The sequence below is a fragment of the Terrabacter ginsenosidimutans genome (assembly GCF_039539425.1).
GTDB lineage: Bacteria > Actinomycetota > Actinomycetes > Actinomycetales > Dermatophilaceae > Terrabacter > Terrabacter ginsenosidimutans.
The window spans coordinates 342,777-363,321 of record NZ_BAABDC010000003.1 but is presented as its reverse complement, the minus strand read 5'-3'; the positions used below and the strand labels follow the sequence as shown (position 1 = coordinate 363,321).

Genomic DNA, 20,545 nt, shown 5'->3' with positions numbered 1-20,545 from the left:
GAATGCTTGCGAACAAGCGCATGCTCGCGCTGGGGACGGGCGCGGTGGCAGTCGCCATGACGGTGACGGCCTGTTCGTCCGGCGCCGTGCAGTCCGGCGGCGGGTCGACCGGCGGGGCCGGCGGCGCCGTCACCCTCAAGGTGGCCACGGTGAACAACGGCCAGATGAAGGACATGGAGAAGCTCAAGACCGAGTACGAGAAGGCGAACCCCGGCGTCACGGTCAACTTCCAGGTCATGGAGGAGGGCGACCTCCGCGCCGCCGTGACGGCTGACGTCGCGAGCGGCGCCGGCCAGTACGACATCGTCACGATCGGCGCCTACGAGACCCCCCAGTGGGGTGCCAACGGCTGGCTCGTCGACCTCACCCCGGAGCTGCAGTCCGACGCGTCGTACGACGTCAACGACCTGCTCCCGCCGGTGCGCGACGTCAACACCTACAACGGCAAGCTCTTCGCCGTCCCGTTCTACGGCGAGTCCTCGATCCTCATGTACAACAAGGAGATCCTGGACAAGGCCGGCGTCACGATCCCGCAGAACCCGACCTGGCAGCAGGTGGCGGACGCGGCCAAGAAGGTCAACACCCCCGACATGGCCGGCATCTGCATGCGCGGCAAGCCGGGCTGGGGCGACCTCTTCGCCCCGCTGACCACCGTCGTCCAGACCTTCGGGGGCAACTGGTACGACAGCAACTGGAAGGCCACGGTCGACACCCCGGAGTGGAAGGAGGCCGTCGGCTTCTACAAGAAGATGCTCGACGACTCCGGTGAGAAGGACCCCGTGTCCTACAGCTTCAACGAGTGCCTGACCGCTCTCAAGGAGGGCAAGGCCGCGATGTGGGCCGACGCCTCGGTGGCCGCCTCGATGCTCGAGGCCGCCGACTCACCGGTGAAGGGCAAGATGGGCTACGCCCACATGCCGGTGAACAAGACGAAGGAGTCCGGCTGGCTCTGGAGCTGGAACCTCGCCATCCCGACGTCGACGAAGCAGAAGGACGCCGCCGTCAAGTTCGTCAAGTGGGCCACGAGCAAGGACTACATCAAGCTCGTCGGCAACAAGATCGGCTGGTCCAACGTCCCGCCCGGCTCGCGGACCTCGACCTACTCGATCCCGGAGTACAAGGACGCCGCGAAGGCCTACGCGCCGATCACGCTCGACGTCATGAGCTCGGTCAACCCGAAGCAGCCGGGCGTGAACCCGCAGCCCTGGGTCGGCATCCAGTACGTCTCGATCCCCGAGTTCCAGGACGTCGGCAACCAGTGCGCACAGCTGGTCGCGGACTACCTCGCCAACCGCGGCACGATCGACGACGCGCTCGGCAAGTGCCAGACCATCGCCCAGGCAGCCGGCGACAAGCACAAGAAGTGACGTCCCGTTGACGAACAGGTGACACGTGGTGCCGGGTCCGGCACGCCCCGGACCCGGCACCACCCCACCTTCCCCACCCCGCAGTCGCACGAGGGAGTGCCGACATGACCACCACCACAGCCACCCCACAACCATCCGAGCTCGAGGACGTCCGGGCCGCCACCGCGACGGACAAGCGGCGCGTGCAGCACAAGGAGCTGTGGCGCAACCGCGGCCTGCTCCTGCCCGCCGTCATCTTCCTCATCCTGCTGACCCAGATCCCGTTCCTCACCACGATCGGGTTCTCGCTGACGAAGTGGAACCTGCTCTACCCGAACGACCGCGCCTTCGCGGGGTTCGACAACTACACGAGCGCCCTGACCTCCGGTGACCTGTGGCCCTCGATCGTCGCCACCGTCCTCATCACGGCCTTCTCGGTCGTCCTGGCGCTGCTCTTCGGGCTGCTCTTCGCGATGCTGCTCGACCGCAACTTCCGCGGCCGGGCGCTGGCCCGGACCCTGATGATCACGCCCTTCCTCATCATGCCGGCGGCGGCCTCGCTCATCTGGAAGTACTCGATGTTCGACACGAACATCGGGATGCTCAACTGGCTCTTCCGGTCGCTGCACCTGCCGGTCGTGGCGTGGAGCACCGAGCACCCGATGGCCACGGTCGTCATCGTGCTCACCTGGCAGTTCACGCCGTTCATGATGCTGATCCTCCTGGCCGGGCTGCAGGGCCAGGACAAGGGAATCCTCGAGGCCGCCCAGGTCGACGGAGCCGGCGCGTGGCGGACGTTCACGTGGATCACGTTGCCCCACCTGCGCATGTACGTCGAGATCGGCGTGCTGCTCGGCTCGGTCATCATCCTCCAGGTCTTCGACCCCATCGCGATCCTCACCAAGGGGACCGGCGGCACGAAGACCCTCGCGTACCTCCTCTACGAGCGGGCCTTCATCGGGCTCGACGTCGGGCAGGCAGCGGCATACGGCGTCGTGACCGTCATCCTCACGATCATCGTCGCGACCATCGCGCTCAAGAGCGTCTTCAAGGTCTTCATGGCAGGAGGAAGTCGATGAACGGCTCGACCAGATCGGCCAAGGGGGCGCTCACGACCCTCGCGACGTGGATCCTCGTCCTCGTCTTCTTCTTCCCCGTGCTGTGGATGGTCCTCAACGGGTTCAAGCCGGAGTCGCTCGCGTCGTCCGTAAACCCGACGTTCTTCTTCAAGCCCGTCACCGAGGGCTACCAGCTCGCCATGGACCGCGGGATGGCCGGCTACCTGCAGAACTCGCTGACCGCGGCGCTGACGTCGACGATCATCTCGGTGCTCCTCGCGATCCCGGCCGCCTACGCGCTGTCGATCCGCCGCGTCAAGAACGTCGAGAACTCGCTGTCGTTCTTCATCTCGACCCGGTTCATGCCGCTCGCCGCGATCGTCCTGCCGCTCTTCATGATCTTCAAGACGGTCGGGCTGCTCGACAACATCTACGTCCTCGCGATCGTCTACGGCGCGATGAACCTGCCGGTGACGGTGTGGATGATGCGATCGTTCTTCCTCGAGGTCCCGTTCGAGATCATCGAGGCGGCCCGGGTGGACGGGGCAGGAATGTTCCGCGAGATCGTGCGGATCGTCCTGCCGCTCGTGCTCCCGGGGGTCGCCGCCGCGGCGCTGATCAGCTTCATCTTCGCCTGGAACGAGTACTTCCTCGCGCTGCTGCTGACGAGCTCGGCGGCCCGCACCACCCCGCCGTTCCTCGGCAGCTTCGTCGACGGCCGCGGCCAGTTCCTCGCCGTCCTGTCGGCGGCCGCAACCATCGCCGCACTTCCCGTCATCATCGCCGGCTGGGTCGCCCAGAAGCAGCTCGTCCGCGGCCTGTCGATGGGAGCGATCAAGTGACCCGCGCTGCCGTGCCCGCACCGGCCGTCGAGGCCGTCGAGGCGGTCGAGGGAGCCGCGGTCGCAGCCGGCACCCGCGTGGTGGACCGCGGACGAAGCCTGGAGGACACGGTCGTCGTCGTCACCGGGGCCGGGGGCGCGATCGGGGGCGCCATCGCCCGGCTCGTGCTCGACGCCGGCGGCCGGGTCGTGGCGGGCGACCTCAGGGCCGACGCCCTCACGCGGCTGCGCGACGAGTGGGACGAGGACCGCCTCGTGGTCAGCATCGGCGACGTCAGCCAGGAGTCCACTGCGGACGCCCTCGTCGCTGCGGGCGTGGAGGCCTTCGGGCGGGTCGACTCGGTCGTGGCCAACGCCGCCGTCGGCTTCTACGGCGGGGTGCTCGACTACTCGGCGGACGAGGTGTCCCTCATGGTCGATGTCAACGTCAAGGGGACCGTGTGGCTGGCCCGGGCAGCGGTGCGCCAGTTCCGCGCCCAGGGCGACGGCGGTGACCTGGTCATCATCGGCTCGGTCGCCGGCCTGCTGATCGGTGGCGGCAAGGAGGCGGTCTACGCCGCGACCAAGGCCGCGCAGATCAACCTCGGCTACGCCCTGGACCGCGAGCTGCGCACCGAGGGGATCCGCACCACGACGATCGCGCCCGCGGGAGTCAACACGCCCTTCGCGGCGGCGGACGGCCGCTTCGGCGACCGCGACCCGTCCCAGGGGGACTTCATGGAGCCGGACGACATCGCCCAGGCCGTCGGGTACACCCTGCGACAGCCTCGACGGATGCGCACCGAGCTCTGGACGATGTGGAGCCTCTCCGAGACCCACTGACAGGTTCGCCACCACCCCTCGGCGCGGCGACTCCGCATGATCGCCCGGGCCGTCCCGCCGTACCTTCGAGATCACGAAGAGGACCCATGACCACCACGCCTGCGCCGCCGTCATCGACCCCGATCCAGTTGTCGCAGAGCACGTATGCCGCCCTCCCGCCTGAGGTGGGCGTGCCGGCCTACGATCGCTCGCAGGTCACGGCGAGCATCGTGCACTTCGGGGTGGGCGGCTTCCACCGCGCCCACCAGGCGATGTACGTCGACCGCCTCATGAACCACGGCCTCGCGCTCGACTGGGGCATCTGCGGAGTCGGGGCCCTGCCCCACGACCGGCGCATCGTCGACACGCTGACCGCGCAGGACGGCCTCTACACACTCGTCGTGAAGCACCCGGACGGTCACCGCGAGGCGCGGGTCGTCGGCAGCATCGTCGAGATGATGTTCGCGCCGGACGACCCGCAGGCCGTCGTCGACCGCCTGGCCGACCCGCGCACGCGCATCGTCTCGCTGACGATCACCGAGGGTGGCTACGTCGTCAACCAGGTGACCGGTGAGTTCGATGCCGACGACCCCGCGATCCGGGCCGACCTCGAGCCCGGAGCCGTGCCGCGGACCGTCTTCGGCTACGTCATCGCGGGGCTGGCCGCGCGCAGGGCATCCGGCGAGAAGCCGTTCACCGTCATGTCGTGCGACAACCTGCCCGGCAACGGAGACGTGGCGCGCAAGATGATGACGGCCTTCGCAAGGCTCCAGGACCCGTCGCTGGCGGACTGGATGGACGAGCACGTCTCGTTCCCCAACTGCATGGTCGACCGGATCACCCCGGTCACTGCGCGCGAGGACGTCGAGCGGCTGGCCGACGAGTTCGGAGTGCAGGACGGCTGGCCCGTCGTCTGCGAGCCGTTCACGCAGTGGGTCCTCGAGGACCACTTCACCGACGGCCGGCCGCCCTTCGAGGAGGCGGGCGTCCAGCTGGTCGAGGACGTCGTCCCCTACGAGCTGATGAAGCTGCGGCTGCTCAACGCGAGCCACCAGGCCCTGTGCTACCTCGGTTACCTCTCCGGCTACCGCTATGCCCACGAGGTGTGCCAGGACCCGCTCTTCGTCGACTTCCTGCTCGGCTACATGGAGCGCGAGGGAAGCCCGACCCTGCCCGAGGTGCCGGGCGTCGACCTCGACGCCTACCGCCACGAGCTCATCGAACGCTTCGCCAACCCCGAGGTGCGAGACACCCTCGCCCGGCTCTGCGCCGAGAGCTCGGACCGCATCCCGAAGTGGCTCGTTCCCGTCATCAACCGCAACCTCGAGGCGGGCGGCGAGATCGACCGGTCGGCCCTCGTCGTCGCCTCCTGGGCGCGCTATGCCGAGGGCGTCGACGAGCAGGGCGAGCCCATCGAGGTCGTCGACCGGATCAAGCACAAGGTCATGTCCGCAGCCGCGAGACAGGGGGACGACCCACTCGCGTTCCTGCGCGACCGTGATCTCTTCGGTGGCCTCGTCGACGACGAGCGGTTCACTGCGGTGTTCACGGACGCACTTTCGGCCTTGCACGAGAAGGGCGCCCGGGAGACGCTTCAGGCATGGAACACCAGGGTGACGACGTGACCGACGGCCGGACGCTCGTCGCCGGCGTCGACAGCTCGACGCAGTCGACCAAGGTCGTCGTCTGCGACGCCGAGACGGGACGGGTGGTGCGCACGGCGAGGGCTCCGCACCCGGACGGCACCGAGGTGCATCCAGACCGGTGGTGGGACGCCTTCGAGCAGGCGAGCGGCAGCGGCATCCTCGACGGGGTGTCCGCCGTCGCCGTGGGCGGCCAGCAGCACGGCATGGTCACGCTCGACGAGGACGACACCGTCGTGCGGGACGCCCTGCTGTGGAACGACACCCGCAGCGCCGCCGCGGCCCGGGACCTCACGGCTGAGCTCGGCGGAGTCGGCGCGTGGGTCGACGCGGTCGGCCTCGTGCCGGTCGCGAGCTTCACGGTGACCAAGCTGCGCTGGCTGGCCGAGCACGAGCCCGAGAACGCCGCGCGCGTGGCTCGAGTCGTGCTGCCCCATGACTGGCTGACCGGCCGGATCCTGCAGCAGGGCAACGGTTTCGACCGCTGGAGCACCGACCGGGGAGACGCTTCCGGCACCGGCTACTGGTCTGCTGCCGACGACGACTACCGCCTCGACCTCCTCGAGCGTGCCTTCGGCCGGGTCATCGAGGTCCCGGAGGTGCTCGCCCCGGCGCAGCCTGCCGGACGCACCGAGGGCGGCCTGCTCGTCGCGGCGGGCACCGGTGACAACATGGGCGCCGCACTCGGCCTGACGCTCCAGCCCGGCGACGTGGTGGTCTCCCTCGGCACGAGCGGCACGGTGTTCACCCCGCACGACTCGGCGATCCGCGACGAGACCGGCGCCATCGCAGGCTTCGCCGACGCGACGGGACACCACCTCCCCCTCATGTGCACCCTCAACGCCGCACGCGTGCTCACCGCGGCCGCGTCGATGCTCGGCGTGGACCTGACCGAGCTCGACCGCCTTGCCCTGAAGGCAAGCCCGGGCGCCGGGGGCCTGAGCCTGCTGCCCTACCTGGACGGCGAGCGCACCCCTGACCTACCTGACGCCAGCGGCACCCTGAGCGGGCTGACCCGTTCCAACGCATCGCCAGAGAACTTCGCACGGTGCGCCGTCGAGGGGATGCTGTGCAACCTCGTCGCGGGCGTGGATGCACTGCGCGACAAGGGCGTCGAGGTCGGGCGCATCCTGCTCATCGGCGGCGCAGCGGCCTCGCTCGCAGTCCGCGAGATCGCGCCGGGTCTCTTCCGCGCCCCGGTCGTCGTGCCGGCCCCCGCGGAGTACGTCGGCGTCGGCGCCGCGCGTCAGGCCGCATGGGCTCTGTCCGGGGAGCAGGACCCGCCGACGTGGGCCCTCGAGATCGACTCGGAGTATGCCGTCCGGCCGGGGGACGAGCAGGCGCACGCCGACGTCGTGGCGCGCTACCAGGACCTGGTCGCGCGGATGCACGGGGTCTGAGCCGCCTCGCGCCCGCGTACGGACGATCCAGGGCCCAGGAGCTTCCGCGTCCAGCCAGGGACCCCGTCAGAACGCCGCTTGCGGCGCAGACCGTTTGCACGCCCGGCGATCGCGAGACTGGCCGCGTCTCGTCGAAGTCGCTCAGGTCGAAGACGTGATGACGTTCGGCCGAGGAGAGCATCCGCCGTACCGGACGGGCAGCAGCTCCCCGAGGCGTGTTCGGCCCCGGTCCTCGAGGACGGCGACGAGGTCCCGCACACCCAAGGGTCGAGGTGCGCATACGACGCGAGCGGCATACGCGATCGGACCTCCCGGACGCGCTCGGCCGGGGCGGCCGACGCCTCCGGGAGGACACTCACTGGGGCTTGCTCCACGGCCTTTCGCTGTGTTCAGGCAAGCGCCTTCGCCTTGATGGAGGCGAACTCGTCGGCGGTGATGGCTCCGGAGTCGAGCAGCTCCTTGGCCTTGGAGATCTGCTCTGGCGCCGAGGACCCCGCGCTCGCGACCGAGCGGACGTACTCGTCCTGCGCCTGGCGTGCCTCCGCGTACTTCTTCGCGGCCCGCTCGTTCATGCCACGCCCACGGACGATGAGGTAGACGACGGCCGTGATGAAGGTGAAGAAGACCAGGCAGATGACCCAGACCGCCTTCATGCCGCCCGAGACCTCGGGGTCGCGGAAGAGGTCGGCCACGATCGAGAACAGCACCATGAGGTACGTCGCGAACGCGAAGAAGATGATCATGAACCAGACGATGTCCCAAAACGACATGTGAGGGCGACCTTTCTCGTAGGGCACCGACCCAGACGGGTGTGCTCACCGCCATCGTCCGACCGGCCGCGCCCCCGCGGCATCATCCACACAGGGTGACTGTGCGACGTTCGACGGGTCAGCGGTACTCCGGGTTGTGCCAGCCGAAGTGCTCCCCCGCGTTCCAGGCGGAGCGCATGTTGCCGAATGCCGGCACACCCCCCGCGTCGTGGAGCATCCTCCCGAGGTGCATGAGGTTCCACGTCATGAAGGTCGTGTTGCGGTTGGTGAAGTCGTTCTCGGGGCCGCCGCTGCCCGGGTCGAGATAGCTCGGTCCGGGGCCGGCCTCGCCGATCCAGCCGGCGTCGGCGTTCGGCGGGATGGTGTAGCCGACGTGCTGGAGGCTGTAGAGCACGTTCTGGGCGCAGTGCTTGATGCCGTCCTCGTTGCCGGTGATGAGGCAGCCGGCCACCCTGCCGTAGAAGAGGTACTGCCCCTGGTCGTTGAGCATGCCGCTCAGCGAGTAGATGCGTTCGATGAGGCGCTTCGTGACGCTGGAGTTGTCACCGAGCCAGATGGGGCCGGCGACGACGAGGATCTGGCTCTCGAGGATGCCGGGATAGAGGTCAGGCCAGGCGTCGCTCTCCCAGCCGTGCTCACGCATGTCCGGGTAGACGCCGGTCGCGACGTCATGGTCGACGAGGCGGATCTCCTCGACCGTGACGCCGTGCTCGCGCATGATGGCCGCGCTGGCGTCGACGAGGCCCTGGGTGTGGCTCACCTCGGGGCTCTTCTTGAGGGTGCAGTTGACGTAGGTGGCCTTGAGGCCGCTGAAGTCCCAGTCGCTCGTGACGGTCATGGATTCGACTGTCCTCCATTGCGGCCGGACCGGGCAATGGTGGAGATGTGACTACTCACCGGCGCGTGTAGGTCATCACCTTGCGGATCGTGAGGATGACGACGACGCCACCGACGGCGCCGCCGACACCACCCAGCGCTTCGTAGGTGAGGGCCGTCTGGAGCGAGGTGACCAGGGCGTCCATCGACTCCGGCCGCTCCAGACCGCTCTGTCCCCCGCGGCTCAGCATGCCGAGGACCACGTTGACGGCGATGACGGCCCACAGCGCGGTGACGAGACGCGGGGTCGCGGTGGGACGCCCGGGCCGGGCCAGCGGGCTCGCGTGCTCGGTGCCCCAGAGCAGGTCACGCAGGGCGAGCGGCCCCAGGACGAAGTTGGCGAACGGGATGAACCAGCCGCCGATCGCCATCCCGGTGCCCCGGGTGTAGAGGCTGTGGTCCGAGCGGTCTGAGGTCCAGACCCGGCGGAGCCAGACGAGCAGCGAGATGCCGGCTGCGCCGGCGAGGACGAGGATCGGCACGTAGAGACCGTCGGCGGTCTCGGCCGCACGGACGACCGCGGAGAAGTCCTCGTCGTTCAGCAGACCTTTGATCCGCACGTCGGACCAGGCGAGGTAGAGGTTCGCGAGGGCGGCGAGGACGAAGAAGGTCTGGGCGATCACCGCGAGCACCGCGGTGGACTGCCGCCACGGTTGCACCGCGACGATCTTGCCGTTGGCGGTCAGGCCGACCTCGGTGGGCGCGACCGGGATGCCTTGTGGCGCCGACATGCTCGGGGAGCCGGGGCCCTGAGGTGCCTGAGGGACCTGAGGCACCGGCGGCGAGAGAGGAGTCGGCGCTTCGGTGGCGATCGGCGGTGCGCCGGTCGGCGCCTGAGGTTCGTGAGGTGCTGCGGGCTGGGTCATGGATGTTCTCCCCTGTGGACGAGATGTGCGCCCGCAACGTACTGCACCCGATGTGCTCACAGGACCGTTGTCGCCGAACACGCCGAGCACACCCACCCGCTCCCCCGTGGACCCGTCGGCGACGGGTCACATCTGCTCGGGGGACTCCAGGCCGAGCAGGTCCAGGCCCGTCGTCATGACGCGGAAGACGAGGGCGCACAGGGTCAGGCGCGACTCCTTGAGCTCGTCGCGCTCGGCCTTGAGCACGGGGCAGTTCTCGTAGAAGGCCGAGAACGCCTGGGCCAGCTCGAAGAGGTAGCCCGCCAGCCGGTGCGGCTCGTAGGTGTCGCCCACCTCGGCCACGACATCGCCGAACCCGAGCAGGTGCATGGCGAGGGCGCGCTCGTGCTGCTCGCCGAGCGAGATCGAGGCGTGCTGGGCCGCCGGGTCGAGGCCGACCTGGCGGAAGATCGACCGGATGCGGGCCACGACGTACTGGAGGTAGGGGCCCGTGTTGCCGGTGAGCGCGACCATGCGGTCGAGGTCGAAGACGTACTCGCTGTCGTGCGCGACGGACAGGTCGGCATACTTCACGGCACCGATGCCGACCTGACGGGCGATCGTCGCGCGCAACGGGTCGTCGAGGTCGGGCCGCGTCTCGTCGATGACGGTGCGCGCCTTGTCGACGGCCTCCTCGAGCAGCGCCATGAGGCGCAGCGGCGCGCCAGACCGTGTCTTGAGGATCTTGCGGTCCTCGCCGAGCACGTTGCCGATCTGCACGTGGACCGGCACGACGTCGTCGGGAAGCCACCCGGCCTTGCGGGCGGTGTCCCAGACCATGTTGAGGTGCAGCGACTGCGGCGCGCCGATGACGTAGAGCACCCGATGGGCGCCGAGGTCGTGCACGCGGTACTTGATCGTCGCGAGATCCGTTGTGGCATAGCCGTATCCACCGTCGGACTTGCGGATGATGAGCGGCACCGGCTTGCCCTCGCGGCCGGTGTAGCCGTCGAGGAAGACGCACAGCGCCCCGTCGGACACCTCGGCGATCCCGCGGGACTCGAGCTCCTCGCAGATGCCGGGGAGGGCGTCGTTGTACATCGACTCACCAGCGAGGTGCAGGTCGGTCAGCGTCACGCCCAGGGTCGAGTAGAGCTTGTTGAAGTAGACCTTGGACAGGTCGACGAGCTCGTTCCAGAGCCGAAGGGTCTCGGTGTCGCCGGCCTGGAGGAGGACGACGCGCGAGCGAGCCCGCACGTTGAAGTCGCCTGCGCTGCCGGCCGGTTCGGCCTTCTCGGCGGTGTCGAACTTGACCCGGGCGGCTTGGTAGAACGCGTTGGGGTCGGTGACGAGCAGGCCCGCCTCCTCCGATCCCTCGCCGACGTCGAGCAGGTGCTCGATGAGCATGCCGAAGGGCGTGCCCCAGTCGCCGATGTGGTTCTGCCGGATGACGTTGTGCCCCAGGTGCTCCAGGGTGCGGGCGATCGAGTCGCCGACGACGGTCGTGCGCAGGTGACCGACGTGCATCTCCTTGGCGACGTTGGGGGCTGAGTAGTCGATGGGGATGTTCTGCGTCGGCTGGAGAGCGACACCGACGCGCTCGTCGGTCTCGACGTCCTGCAGCAGCCCGGCGATCCAGGCGCTGGAGAACGTCAGGTTGATGAACCCGGGGCCGCTCACCTCCACGGAGTCGCACACGCCGTCGAGGTCGAGGGCGTCGACGATCTTGGCAGCGACCTCGCGCGGCGGCAGGCCGACCTTCTTGGCGAGGGCCAGAGCCGCATTGACCTGCACGTCGGCGAACTGCGACGGACGCAGCACGGGGTCGGCCTCGCGGAAGTCGTCACCGAGGGCGGCGGCGATCGCGGACTGGACCTTGGGCGTGAGCGCGACGAGCGGGGAAACCATGCCGGCCAGTCTATTTGTGTGCGCAGCGTGTCCGCGCCACGGTTTCGGCCCAGGGCCGACCGAGGGCGTCGTATGCCTCGTGCCGGGGCACGTCCGAGGGCCGCCGTGCTCGAGATGGCCGGGGGCCGGACGGGTCCGGAGTCGGGAGTGGCCACGTACACACCGTGTACGTGGCCACAACCGCTTGCGGTGACATCCCCGTCAGGGCGTGGTCACTCCCCCTCGCGGCGGAAGCCCGCGCGGCGAGCCGCCTCCTCGTTGTAGAACCACACGTCGGGCTCGACATCGTCATAGCCGGCGTCGTCCGGGCCGACGAAGATCGTGCCCTCACGCTTGCCCTTGACGGCGTGGCCGAGCGGCTGGGCGCCGTCGGCGATCGGCGCTGCAGAGCCGATCCCGAAGCCGCCGTCGACGACCTCGTCGAAGCCGGACATCCGCCGACCCGCTGCAGGCTGCTCGTCGGACGAGACCGACCCGTCAGAGGCGTCAGAGACGTCAGCAGCGTCGGGTTCCGGGTCATCCACGGACCACGCGGTGTCCGAGGGCGCAGCCGCGTCGGCCTGCTCGTCGGCCGGCTCGTCGGCCTGATCTGCCTGCCCGGCACGGTCGTCGTCCGCCGCATCCGTGCGGTCGGGGGCGTCGGTCCACGCCGTGTCGGTCACGCCGCCAGTCGAGTCATCGGTCGAATCACCGGTCGCCTCGGAGGTCGGGCCGTCGGTGACGTCGTCGCTCGCCGGCTCGGCCAGCTCCTCGTCCTCGTCGCTCTCGTGGGAGTGCGGGGCCATGTCGACGTCGAGGCCCTCGTCGGCGGGGTCGTCGGCGCCGGCCCCGTCGTCGAGGCCGCGGTCACCCGGCGTGGTCGCCCAGGCCTGACCACGGTGGTCGCCGGGGTCTCCGGCGGGGGTGCCGCCGTCGGCGAGCACGTCGCCGCGCTCGGCCAGAGCCGGCACCTCGACCTGCTTCGGCTCGTCCGCGTCGGCCACGGGCGGCGCGGGCACGTCCGCCGCGCCGTCGGTGCCGGTCTCGGTCTCGGTGCCCGTGTCGGTGCTCGTGTCGGCGCTTGTGTCGGCGCTCGTGTCGGTGGTGCCGTCGGTGTCGTTCATCGCCGTGGACCTTTCGTCAGGAAAACGATCCGGTGCACTCCCAGTACCCACTGAGTCCTGCGCGGTCGCGTCCTCCGTCGCAGGGGTGGCAGGAGTGGCAGCGGCGTCGTCCTCGGCGGAGGACGCGTCGACGGCCGGCTCGACGACCTCGGGCTCCTCCGACGCGTAGGAGGACTCCTCGGCCTCAGCCGCGTCGATCTCGCGGTCCTGCTCGCTGGCGAGGTCGGTCCCGTGAGTCGACGTCGCCGTGTCCGTCCCCGTGGCCGTCCCCGTGTCCGTCGCGGTGTCCGTCCGTGCGTCCGTCGTCTCGCCCGCGGCCGGCGCAAAGGGGTTCTCGGCGTCGGCGAGGTCGTCCTCGTCGTCGTCGTTCGTGAACGCCGCGGCACCGACGGCGGCAGCGCCGGCCACCCCTGTGGCGCCGACCAAGGCGCCGGAGCCGGCGCCGGTCGGGCGCGGCGGCTCCTGGCCCGGCAGGCGGTTGCCGTCATCGTCGACCCGGAAGCCCTCGTCGTCCGTGGGGACGTCGGGGTCGACGCGGTCGGCCTCCCGCTGGAGTCCCGCGTGCTCGACGCGGGCGGACTCGGCGGTGGCGCGGTGCTGCTGCGCCTGCTCTTCGAGGCGACGCGCCTCCGCGGCCTGCCGTTCGGCCTCCGCGGCCCGACGCTCGGCCTCGGCGCGCGCGTCGGCTGCCATCGCTGCGGTGACCGACGCGCGGTCCTCGCTGTTCTGCACCTCGGGGCGACGCTCCTCGACCTTTGCACGGAGCTCGCCCGCCTCGAAACGTCGGGCCTCGACCTCGCGCCGGCGCCCTGCCGAGACGAACAACCAGATGATCACTGCAATGACGACGATCGCCACCACGATCCACAGAACCGTCTTGCCTGTGTCGGACATGCCATTCCCCTCACGGATTACGGGTCCTCGCGACCACGTCCCCCGAAACCTACTGCGCTGGAGCACTCCCGCGGCACCAAGCACGCCGCCGCAGTCGTCGTCGCGGTCCTCGTGGCGGTCCTCGTCGCAGCCGTCGACACCCGCCCGCCCCGACGACCGAGGTCAGCCGAGGCCGAGCTTCTTGGCGGTGGTCTCGCGCATCTCGACCTTGCGGATCTTGCCGGTGACGGTCATCGGGAACTCGTCGACGATCTCGACGTAGCGCGGGATCTTGTAGTGCGCGAGCTGCCCGGTGCAGAACTCGCGCAGCGACTCGGCCGTCAGCGGCGTCGCGCCGTCCTTCATCCGCACCCACGCACAGAGCTCCTCACCGTACTTCTCGTCCGGCACCCCGATGACCTGGGCATCGAGGATGTCGGGGTGGGTGTAGAGGAACTCCTCGATCTCGCGGGGGTAGACGTTCTCGCCGCCACGGATGACCATGTCCTTGATGCGGCCGGTGATCTCGACGTAGCCGTCGTCGTGCATGACGCCGATGTCACCGGTGTGCATCCAGCCGTCCTCGATGGCTTCGGCCGTCTTGTCGGGCTGCTCCCAGTAGCCCAGCATGACCGAGTAGCCCTTGGTCATGAACTCACCGGCTGTGCCGCGCGGAACCGTCTCTCCCGTCAGGGGATCCACGATCTTGATCTCGAGGTGCGGCCCGACCCGCCCGACGGTGCCGACCTTCTGGTCGAAGGTGTCGTCGGTGCGGTTCTGCGTCGACACCGGCGACGTCTCGGTCATGCCGTAGCAGATCGTCATCTCCTCGATGCCTGCGGCGATGAGCTTCTTCATCAGCTCTGCGGGACAAGGAGATCCGGCCATGATCCCGGTGCGGACGCTCGACAGGTCGTAGGAGTCGAAGTCCGGCAGGTTCCACTCGGCGATGAACATGGTCGGCACGCCGTAGAGCGAGGTGACCTTCTCGTCCTGAGTGGCCCGCAGGGTCGCGGCGGGGTCGAAGCCCGGCGCCGGGATGACCATGCAGGCGCCGTGGGTGGTGCATGCCAGGTTGCCCATGACCATGCCGAAGCAGTGGTAGAAGGGCACCGGGATGCAGACGCGGTCGGCCTCGGTGTAGTCGCAGAGCTCGCCGACGAAGTAGCCGTTGTTGAGGATGTTGCGGTGGCTGAGCGTCGCGCCCTTGGGGAATCCCGTGGTCCCCGAGGTGTACTGGATGTTGATCGGGTCGGTGTTCTTCAGTCCCGCCTGTATGCCGTGGAGCTCGCTCGCGCTGACGCGCTCGGCCTGGTCGAGGGTGGCCTGCCACCCCTCGGTGCCGAAGTAGGTCCACTGCTCGAGCGCCGGGCACTCGGACCGGACCTCCTCGACCATCTCGGCGTAGTTGCTCGTCCTGAACTGCTCGACACCGAAGAGGAAGCGGATGCCGGCCTGGTTCAGGACGTACTGCAGCTCGTGCGACCGGTAGCTGGGGTTGATGTTCACGAGGATCGCGCCGATCTTGGCCGTCGCGTACTGCACGAGCGTCCACTCGGAGCAGTTGGGCGCCCAGATGCCGACCCGGTCGCCGGTCTCGACCCCGACGGCCAGCAGCGCGCGAGCCAGCCGGTCGACGTCGGCCCGCAGCTCGGCATACGTCCATCGCCTGCCCTGCGCGACGTCCACGAGCGCCTCACGCTCACCGAACCGCTCGGCGGTCGCGTCGAAGTTGTCGCCGATCGTCATCTCGAGCAGCGGCGTGTCGGTCTCACCACGGGTGTGCGAGAGGGTCGGGTCGAGGGTGAGGGACGGTGCGGCGGTCATCGGTGGCCTCCGGGCGTGGGGCGGTGGACGGTCTCATCCACACCCAACTCCGAGGAGCCACCGCGCACAAGGCGACCGACCGGAAGTGGAGCGAACTCACATCACGGTGTCGGCGCCGTCGGGGTCAGACCGGCCCGTCGGTCGTGGTCAGGGGAGGCAGGTTGACGCCGCGGTGGATCTCGTAGGCGCGCGCGTCGCCCGGCGAGTCAGGGTCGTCGCGGATCGGCTGGTCGGCCATGAACTGGCGGGTGACGTTCGCGAGCTCACCGGGATGGCTGAAGTTGATGGCGTGGGCGGCGCCGTGGATCACCACGAGCAGCACGTGGTTGTCGGTCTGCCCGGCGATCTGCTGGATCCGGGGCGGCTCGGGCATCAAGGGGTCGGCGCTCCCGACCACGACGAGCGTGGGGATGCGCAGCGCCAGCAGGCGCTCGAGCGCCGGGTAGCGCGTCAGCGCCCTGAACATGCGCACGGTGCTGGGCACGCCGAACCTGAGGTAGTCGGGAACGGCCACCGGCAGGAGCTGCACGGGTTCCCGGATGCCGTCGCGGGCCAGCTGCCGGACGGCTCGGTGCAGCGGCTGGTTGTGGAGCCCACCCGCGGGCGCGACGAGCACGGCCCGCTCGAGTCGCTCCGGGTAGTGGTGCGCGAACTCGCAGATGACGGCGCACCCCATCGAGTTGCCGACGAGCGTGACCCTGTCGATGCCCCGGTCGTCGAGGAACGCCGCCGCGGCATGGGCGAGCTCGGGCACGTCGAGTGGTTCGCGCGGCTTGCCGCTGCGGCCGAAGCCGGGCAGGTCGGGCACAAGGGTGTGGAACTCCCCCGCCAGGCGTTCGGCTGTGGGGAGCAGGTAGCGGCCGGACAGCCCGAAGCCGTGCAGATGCATCATCGGCGCCGCACCCGGACCGCCGGCTGACTCCCGGTAGAAGACCTTGACGCCGTCGATCAGCGTCCAGCGCTCGGCCAGCGCTGCCACGACGTCAGCTCCGCCCTCGCTCGCGCGCTGCCGTCGGCCCCTGGTCGGCGGCGGACTCCTCGTCCGTGTCCCGTCCGGTCACGTCGTCGTCCTCGTCGTCGGGGGGCCCCTCGCTGCCCGGTGCGCGTCGTGGCAGGCGACCGGTGAAGAAGAGTGCGCCGACCGTGAGCAGCGCCGTCACCCCGAAGGCGTTGCTCAAGGCGTCCAGGCGGGCGTCCGCGTTGACCTGGACGATCGCGTCCGCCTGCTCCCCGCTGACACCCGCCGCGGCGAGGGCCTCGTTCAGCTGCTTGTCGGAGATGAACGGCACCCCACCGATGATCTGGGTCGACGCCTTCGACTTGACCTCGGCGGGCACGTCCGGGTTGGTCTGGATGCCGGTGACGACCGACGCCGTCAGGGTCGCCAGCAGCACGGACCCGACGAGGGCGGTGCCGAGCGAGGCCCCGAGGTTGGTGCCGGTGTTCTGCAGGCCACCGACCTCCGCGCTCTCGGAGTCCGGCACCGACGAGACGGTGACGCTGCCGAGCTGTGACGACAGTGCGCCGAGCCCGAGGCCGATGAGCAGCATGGGGATCGCGACCACACCGGCGTTGGCGCCCGGGTCCATGCCGCCGACGAGCACCAGGACCCCTGCGAGCACCGAGAGCAGGCCGAGGCGTACGACGCGCCTCGGGTTGGCCTTCGGCCAGGCCTTGGGGATGCCGGCCGCCGACACCAGCAGGGCGAAGGAGAGCGGAAGGATGCGCAGCCCCGTCTGGAGCGAGTCGAGCTCCAGGACGACCGAGAGGAAGAGTGGCACCGCGAAGAAGATGCCGGCCTGCACGATGTACTGCGAGAAGAACATCGCCAGGCCACCGACCAGGCCGCGGTTGCGCAGCAGCGCGGGTCGCAGCAGCGGCTCACCGCCGAGCCGGACGAGACGGTTCTCCCAACGCATGAAGGCGAAGACCACGAGCAAGCCCAGCACGATGAGCCAGATCGACGGGGACGCGCCGAAGATGGCGGGGGCGCCCGGCTTGGGCGCGACCCAGCCCCACTCGCTCGTCCGCAGCACGCCGTAGACGATCGACCCGAGTCCGACCACCGACATCAATGACCCGACGTAGTCGATCCGGGCCGGCGACGGCGGCACGTCGGCCATCTTGCGCAGGAAGGCGAGGATGACGAGGACGATGACGACCTCGCCCGCGAAGACGTAGCGCCATGACGCGAACGTCGTGACGGCGCCGCCGATGAGCGGTCCCGCGGCGACCGCCATGGCTCCGGCCGCCGCGACGAGGCCGTACGCAGCGGCTCGTCGCTCCGCGGGGAAGTTCGCAGCGACGAGGGCCACGATCGCCGGCATGATGAGCGAGGCCCCGAGGCCCTCGAGCAGGGACCACCCGAGCAGCAGGACGGCCAGGTTGGGGGCGATCGCGGTGGTGAGCGACCCTGCCGCGTAGATGACGAGACCGACGCCGAAAGCCCGGCGCCGGCCCATGATCGTGCCGACCTTCCCGCCCGTGATCATCATCGTCGCCATGACGAGGGTGTAGAGAGTGATGGCCGTCTGGATGCCGCTGATCGTCGTGCCGAGGTCACTGGCGACCACCGCCATCGAGACGTTCATGACCGAGCTGTCGAGGGTCATCACGAACTGGCCGGAGGCCAGGAGGGCGAGCACCATGCCGGCCCCGGTTCGAGTGGGCGTCGTCGTCACGTCCCCATCGTGATGTCCGCCCCGCAGCGCCACGTCACCCCCACGGGATGAACCACGCCGTCCTCACTCGATTTCTCCGGGACCTCCACGTCCGCCGCCCGCGCCGCCCTCGTCGACCGGCGACGGCTTGATGCGGCGGGCCACGTGATGGGTCAACGAACCGATCCCCGCGCCGATCAGGGCGCCGGCCATGACGTCCCCGGGATAGTGGACACCGGTGTGCACCCGTGAGTAGGCGACGGCGGTGGCCGCGAGCCGCAGGGCCGTGTCCAGCTCGGGCACCCCGGCTCCCACTGCCGTCGAGAACGCGAAGGCCGAGGCGGTGTGGCCCGACGGCCACGAGTGCGAGCCGGGCATGCGGACTCCGTGCGTGCGGACCGAGCCCTCGATCGAGGGGCGACCGCGCTTCGGGCCCGGCTTCACCACGAGGTTGACGGTCGCCGACGTGGCCCCGATGGCCGCCACGCCCACCAGCGCGGCCCGACGTCGTCGTCGCCCTGACACCGCGAGCGCCGCCGCGACGCCCATCCAGAGGAGCGACCGGTCGGCCGCCCGCGAGATCCGGGCCAGCGCGAGGTCGATCTGCGGCGTCGGTGTGGCGTGCACGGCTGCGTAGACGGCGCGGTCCAGGTCGAGGACCTCGTGGCCGGCCTGGCGCAGACGCTCGGGAAGCTCAATCACGACAGGGACCCCGTCCGCGAGAAGGACGCGAGGTGCACCAGCTCGACCCAGCTCCACGTCGGGCGCCGGGGTGGCACGCCGGGCCGGTCTCGCGGGACGCGCACCCGCAGCGCCCTCGGCCGGACGGTGCACCGGACCGGGGTGGGGACGACGAGCGCCTCGCCGTCGATCCCCACGGGGATCTCCGGGGCTTCGGAGGAGATCACGACCTCGGGGGCCGTGACGGCGACCAGGCCGTGCCGAGTGGCGCCCCGCAGCATCCCGACGGCCTGTCGCGCGCTCCCGGCGGTCACCCAGACGACGCCCAGCCGCCCGGTGTCGAGGCGGGGCCGCCGGCCCAGCCCGGCCAGGTCCCCGATCCCGTAGGGGTTGTCGCTGACCAGCACCGCCTGCGGGTGCTGCGCGACGAGGCCGCCGACGTCCACCCGCAGACGCGGGCCCTTGGCGCCGCTCAGCAGGTCCGGCAGCACGTCGAGGGTGGTGCGCGTCTTGTCCTCGCGGTACCCCGGGGTCTGCACGACGACGGCGTAGGCGCCGAAGGAGGCGTTGTTGACGAACGCCCGGCCACCGATCACCCCGAGGTCGATACGCAGCTCCACCGCGTCCTCACCCAGCGCCGCGAGACAGCTCGACGGGTCTTCCCGGTCGAGACCGAGGTCGAGCGCGAAGTGGTTTCGGGTGCCTGCGCTGATGACCACCATCGGCACGTCGAGATCGGCGGCCACCCCGGCGACCAGGGCCTGCGTGCCGTCGCCGCCGGCCGCGCCCAGCAGGTCTGCCCCACGGGCCACCGCCTCTCGGGCGAGCTCGGCGACGTCGACCATCTCGGGCCCGTCAAGCATGACCACCTCCGCGCCGAGGGCCTCCGCCTTGGCCCGCAGGTCGAACCGGGCAACCTTCCCGCCGCCCGAGCGGGGGTTCATCACGATGAACGGGTGGCGCGGCGGCGGGACGACCCGCTCGGGCATGCTCTCCGCGCCGGCCTCGGGGGTGAGCGCGACCCGGCTCGCACCTACCGCAAGGCCGGACACGCCCGCGCAGGCGAGCAGTGGGAGCACCAGGTCGTTCGACGCGAGCAGCACGACCAGCCCCGTCGGGATCGCCAGGAGGACGACGAGGCAGACGGTGCGCCGCCAGCCCCGCACGGCCAGGAACGAGTACCCCGCTGCGACGAAGACGACCACCGCCAGCGCGGCCACGAGGAACAGCCACAGGGCGCGGGTCGCGGCCACCGCGACGAGCCCGCCGAGGGCGAGGGCCGCGAGGACGAGCGCCAGACGTGCCCACCAGGCGCGGCGCCCGCTCCCCGTCATTCGGGTCCGGGGTCGTCACTCGACACCGAAGGCGCCTGGTCACCCATGCGCCGAGCCGTGGACCAGGTGAACTCGAGCTCGATCTCCACCTCGTCGCCGTCGACCTTGACCTCGAACTCCGCACGCACCCGGTCGGGCAGGTGCAGCTCGACCGTTGCGGCCCCCACCGGCAGGGTGACCTCACCCCCGCGGGCGAAACCCTTGGACAGCACCGAGAGCCACTGGGCCGCCTCCTCCCGGGACAGCGACTCCTTGCGCTCCAGCTTGACGTCGGCCATCGTCCACATCCTTCCGCCTGGCAGGGCGGCCCCGCCGTCGAGGGCGGGCCTGCCACGCCCGTGATCCCCCGACGATGCGGCAGCCAGACGGAACGCTCATCACCTTCTCGGGATGAGTCCTGGAACCGGTCGGACCCTCCCCGCACCATGCCCCGGGACCTGCGGAGAAAGCACGACACCCCGGCCGGTGACCCGGCCGGGGTGTGGTGTTCTGTCTCAACACAGAGTGCACCCGTAGGGATTCGAACCCCAAACCTTCTGATCCGTAGTCAGATGCTCTATCCGTTGAGCTACGGGTGCG

General features: G+C 70.1%; 17 protein-coding genes and 1 tRNA gene. 6 read left to right on the top strand and 12 right to left on the bottom strand.

The features are described 5' to 3' along the window. The first annotated feature begins 2 nt into the window (after window positions 1–2). The 6 genes from ABD831_RS11990 (at window position 3) to xylB (ending at window position 7,089) form a co-directional block, all read left to right on the top strand. The gene (locus tag ABD831_RS11990) at window positions 3–1,367 is read left to right on the top strand and encodes an ABC transporter substrate-binding protein (protein ID WP_344946434.1); all 1,365 of its coding nucleotides are present in this window, start codon (window positions 3–5) and stop codon (window positions 1,365–1,367) included. 104 nt (window positions 1,368–1,471) lie between these two features. Beyond that, entirely contained in the window at window positions 1,472–2,425 is a 954-nt protein-coding gene (locus tag ABD831_RS11985) for a carbohydrate ABC transporter permease (RefSeq protein ID WP_344946431.1), read from the top strand. Continuing rightward, window positions 2,422–3,246 carry an ABC transporter permease subunit gene (locus tag ABD831_RS11980; protein WP_142179254.1) on the top strand — a complete coding sequence of 275 codons (825 nt, stop codon included), beginning with the start codon at window positions 2,422–2,424 and terminating at the stop codon, window positions 3,244–3,246. Before ABD831_RS11985 ends, ABD831_RS11980 begins: the two co-directional genes overlap by 4 nt. Beyond that, window positions 3,243–4,067 (top strand): SDR family oxidoreductase, encoded by an 825-nt coding sequence (locus tag ABD831_RS11975; RefSeq protein ID WP_344946428.1) that lies wholly within the window; start codon window positions 3,243–3,245, stop codon window positions 4,065–4,067. The genes ABD831_RS11980 and ABD831_RS11975 overlap by 4 nt, the downstream gene beginning before the upstream one ends. An 86-nt stretch (window positions 4,068–4,153) precedes the next feature. Further along, the gene (locus ABD831_RS11970; protein WP_344946425.1) at window positions 4,154–5,671 is read left to right on the top strand and encodes a mannitol dehydrogenase family protein; all 1,518 of its coding nucleotides are present in this window, start codon (window positions 4,154–4,156) and stop codon (window positions 5,669–5,671) included. After that, on the top strand, window positions 5,647–7,089 hold the full coding sequence (gene xylB, locus ABD831_RS11965) for a xylulokinase (RefSeq protein ID WP_344946423.1): 1,443 nt from the start codon (window positions 5,647–5,649) through the stop codon (window positions 7,087–7,089). The genes ABD831_RS11970 and xylB overlap by 25 nt, the downstream gene beginning before the upstream one ends. A gap of 389 nt (window positions 7,090–7,478) precedes the next feature. Here the strand turns inward: xylB and ABD831_RS11960 are convergent, their stop codons facing one another. The 12 genes from ABD831_RS11960 to ABD831_RS11905 form a co-directional block, all read right to left on the bottom strand. Beyond that, window positions 7,479–7,859 carry an SHOCT domain-containing protein gene (locus tag ABD831_RS11960; protein ID WP_344946420.1) on the bottom strand — a complete coding sequence of 127 codons (381 nt, stop codon included), beginning with the start codon at window positions 7,857–7,859 and terminating at the stop codon, window positions 7,479–7,481. Between the two features lie 118 nt (window positions 7,860–7,977). Continuing rightward, a complete protein-coding gene (locus ABD831_RS11955) occupies window positions 7,978–8,697 on the bottom strand; it encodes a flavodoxin family protein (RefSeq protein WP_344946417.1) in 720 nt (239 codons plus the stop codon). Between the two features lie 55 nt (window positions 8,698–8,752). Further along, a complete protein-coding gene (locus ABD831_RS11950; RefSeq protein ID WP_344946414.1) occupies window positions 8,753–9,466 on the bottom strand; it encodes a DUF4328 domain-containing protein in 714 nt (237 codons plus the stop codon). A gap of 261 nt (window positions 9,467–9,727) precedes the next feature. Beyond that, on the bottom strand, window positions 9,728–11,488 hold the full coding sequence (gene argS / locus ABD831_RS11945) for an arginine--tRNA ligase (protein WP_344946410.1): 1,761 nt from the start codon (window positions 11,486–11,488) through the stop codon (window positions 9,728–9,730). Window positions 11,489–11,700: 212 nt separating this feature from the next. Next, window positions 11,701–13,485, bottom strand: a complete 1,785-nt coding sequence (locus ABD831_RS11940; protein ID WP_344946407.1) for a sunset domain-containing protein — start codon at window positions 13,483–13,485, stop codon at window positions 11,701–11,703. A 162-nt stretch (window positions 13,486–13,647) separates the two neighbouring features. Continuing rightward, window positions 13,648–15,291 carry an AMP-binding protein gene (locus tag ABD831_RS11935; protein ID WP_344946404.1) on the bottom strand — a complete coding sequence of 548 codons (1,644 nt, stop codon included), beginning with the start codon at window positions 15,289–15,291 and terminating at the stop codon, window positions 13,648–13,650. Window positions 15,292–15,415: 124 nt separating this feature from the next. Continuing rightward, window positions 15,416–16,270, bottom strand: a complete 855-nt coding sequence (locus ABD831_RS11930) for an alpha/beta fold hydrolase (RefSeq protein WP_344946401.1) — start codon at window positions 16,268–16,270, stop codon at window positions 15,416–15,418. Between the two features lie 4 nt (window positions 16,271–16,274). After that, the gene (locus ABD831_RS11925) at window positions 16,275–17,972 is read right to left on the bottom strand and encodes an MFS transporter (RefSeq protein ID WP_344946398.1); all 1,698 of its coding nucleotides are present in this window, start codon (window positions 17,970–17,972) and stop codon (window positions 16,275–16,277) included. Between the two features lie 63 nt (window positions 17,973–18,035). After that, entirely contained in the window at window positions 18,036–18,653 is a 618-nt protein-coding gene (locus tag ABD831_RS11920) for a phosphatase PAP2 family protein (RefSeq protein WP_344946395.1), read from the bottom strand. Further along, the gene (locus ABD831_RS11915; protein WP_344946392.1) at window positions 18,650–19,966 is read right to left on the bottom strand and encodes a diacylglycerol/lipid kinase family protein; all 1,317 of its coding nucleotides are present in this window, start codon (window positions 19,964–19,966) and stop codon (window positions 18,650–18,652) included. The genes ABD831_RS11920 and ABD831_RS11915 overlap by 4 nt, the downstream gene beginning before the upstream one ends. Further along, window positions 19,963–20,244: an amphi-Trp domain-containing protein gene (locus ABD831_RS11910; protein ID WP_344946389.1), complete on the bottom strand. Its 282-nt coding sequence runs from the start codon at window positions 20,242–20,244 to the stop codon at window positions 19,963–19,965. The genes ABD831_RS11915 and ABD831_RS11910 overlap by 4 nt, the downstream gene beginning before the upstream one ends. A gap of 227 nt (window positions 20,245–20,471) precedes the next feature. Further along, window positions 20,472–20,544, bottom strand: a tRNA-Arg gene (locus ABD831_RS11905). Between the last annotated feature and the right edge of the window lies 1 nt (window position 20,545).

Excerpts from the sequence above, each read along its gene's own strand:
- ABD831_RS11935 (WP_344946404.1), bottom strand. The coding sequence starts at position 15,291 with ATGACCGCCGCACCGTCCCTCACCCTCGACCCGACCCTCTCGCACACC.
- ABD831_RS11970 (WP_344946425.1), top strand. The coding sequence starts at position 4,154 with ATGACCACCACGCCTGCGCCGCCGTCATCGACCCCGATCCAGTTGTCG.
- argS (WP_344946410.1), bottom strand. The coding sequence starts at position 11,488 with ATGGTTTCCCCGCTCGTCGCGCTCACGCCCAAGGTCCAGTCCGCGATC.
- ABD831_RS11980 (WP_142179254.1), top strand. The coding sequence starts at position 2,422 with ATGAACGGCTCGACCAGATCGGCCAAGGGGGCGCTCACGACCCTCGCG.
- ABD831_RS11960 (WP_344946420.1), bottom strand. The coding sequence starts at position 7,859 with ATGTCGTTTTGGGACATCGTCTGGTTCATGATCATCTTCTTCGCGTTC.
- ABD831_RS11940 (WP_344946407.1), bottom strand. The coding sequence starts at position 13,485 with ATGTCCGACACAGGCAAGACGGTTCTGTGGATCGTGGTGGCGATCGTC.
- ABD831_RS11950 (WP_344946414.1), bottom strand. The coding sequence starts at position 9,466 with ATGTCGGCGCCACAAGGCATCCCGGTCGCGCCCACCGAGGTCGGCCTG.
- ABD831_RS11955 (WP_344946417.1), bottom strand. The coding sequence starts at position 8,697 with ATGACCGTCACGAGCGACTGGGACTTCAGCGGCCTCAAGGCCACCTAC.
- ABD831_RS11985 (WP_344946431.1), top strand. The coding sequence starts at position 1,472 with ATGACCACCACCACAGCCACCCCACAACCATCCGAGCTCGAGGACGTC.
- xylB (WP_344946423.1), top strand. The coding sequence starts at position 5,647 with ATGGAACACCAGGGTGACGACGTGACCGACGGCCGGACGCTCGTCGCC.
- ABD831_RS11910 (WP_344946389.1), bottom strand. The coding sequence starts at position 20,244 with ATGGCCGACGTCAAGCTGGAGCGCAAGGAGTCGCTGTCCCGGGAGGAG.
- ABD831_RS11990 (WP_344946434.1), top strand. The coding sequence starts at position 3 with ATGCTTGCGAACAAGCGCATGCTCGCGCTGGGGACGGGCGCGGTGGCA.
- ABD831_RS11915 (WP_344946392.1), bottom strand. The coding sequence starts at position 19,966 with ATGACGGGGAGCGGGCGCCGCGCCTGGTGGGCACGTCTGGCGCTCGTC.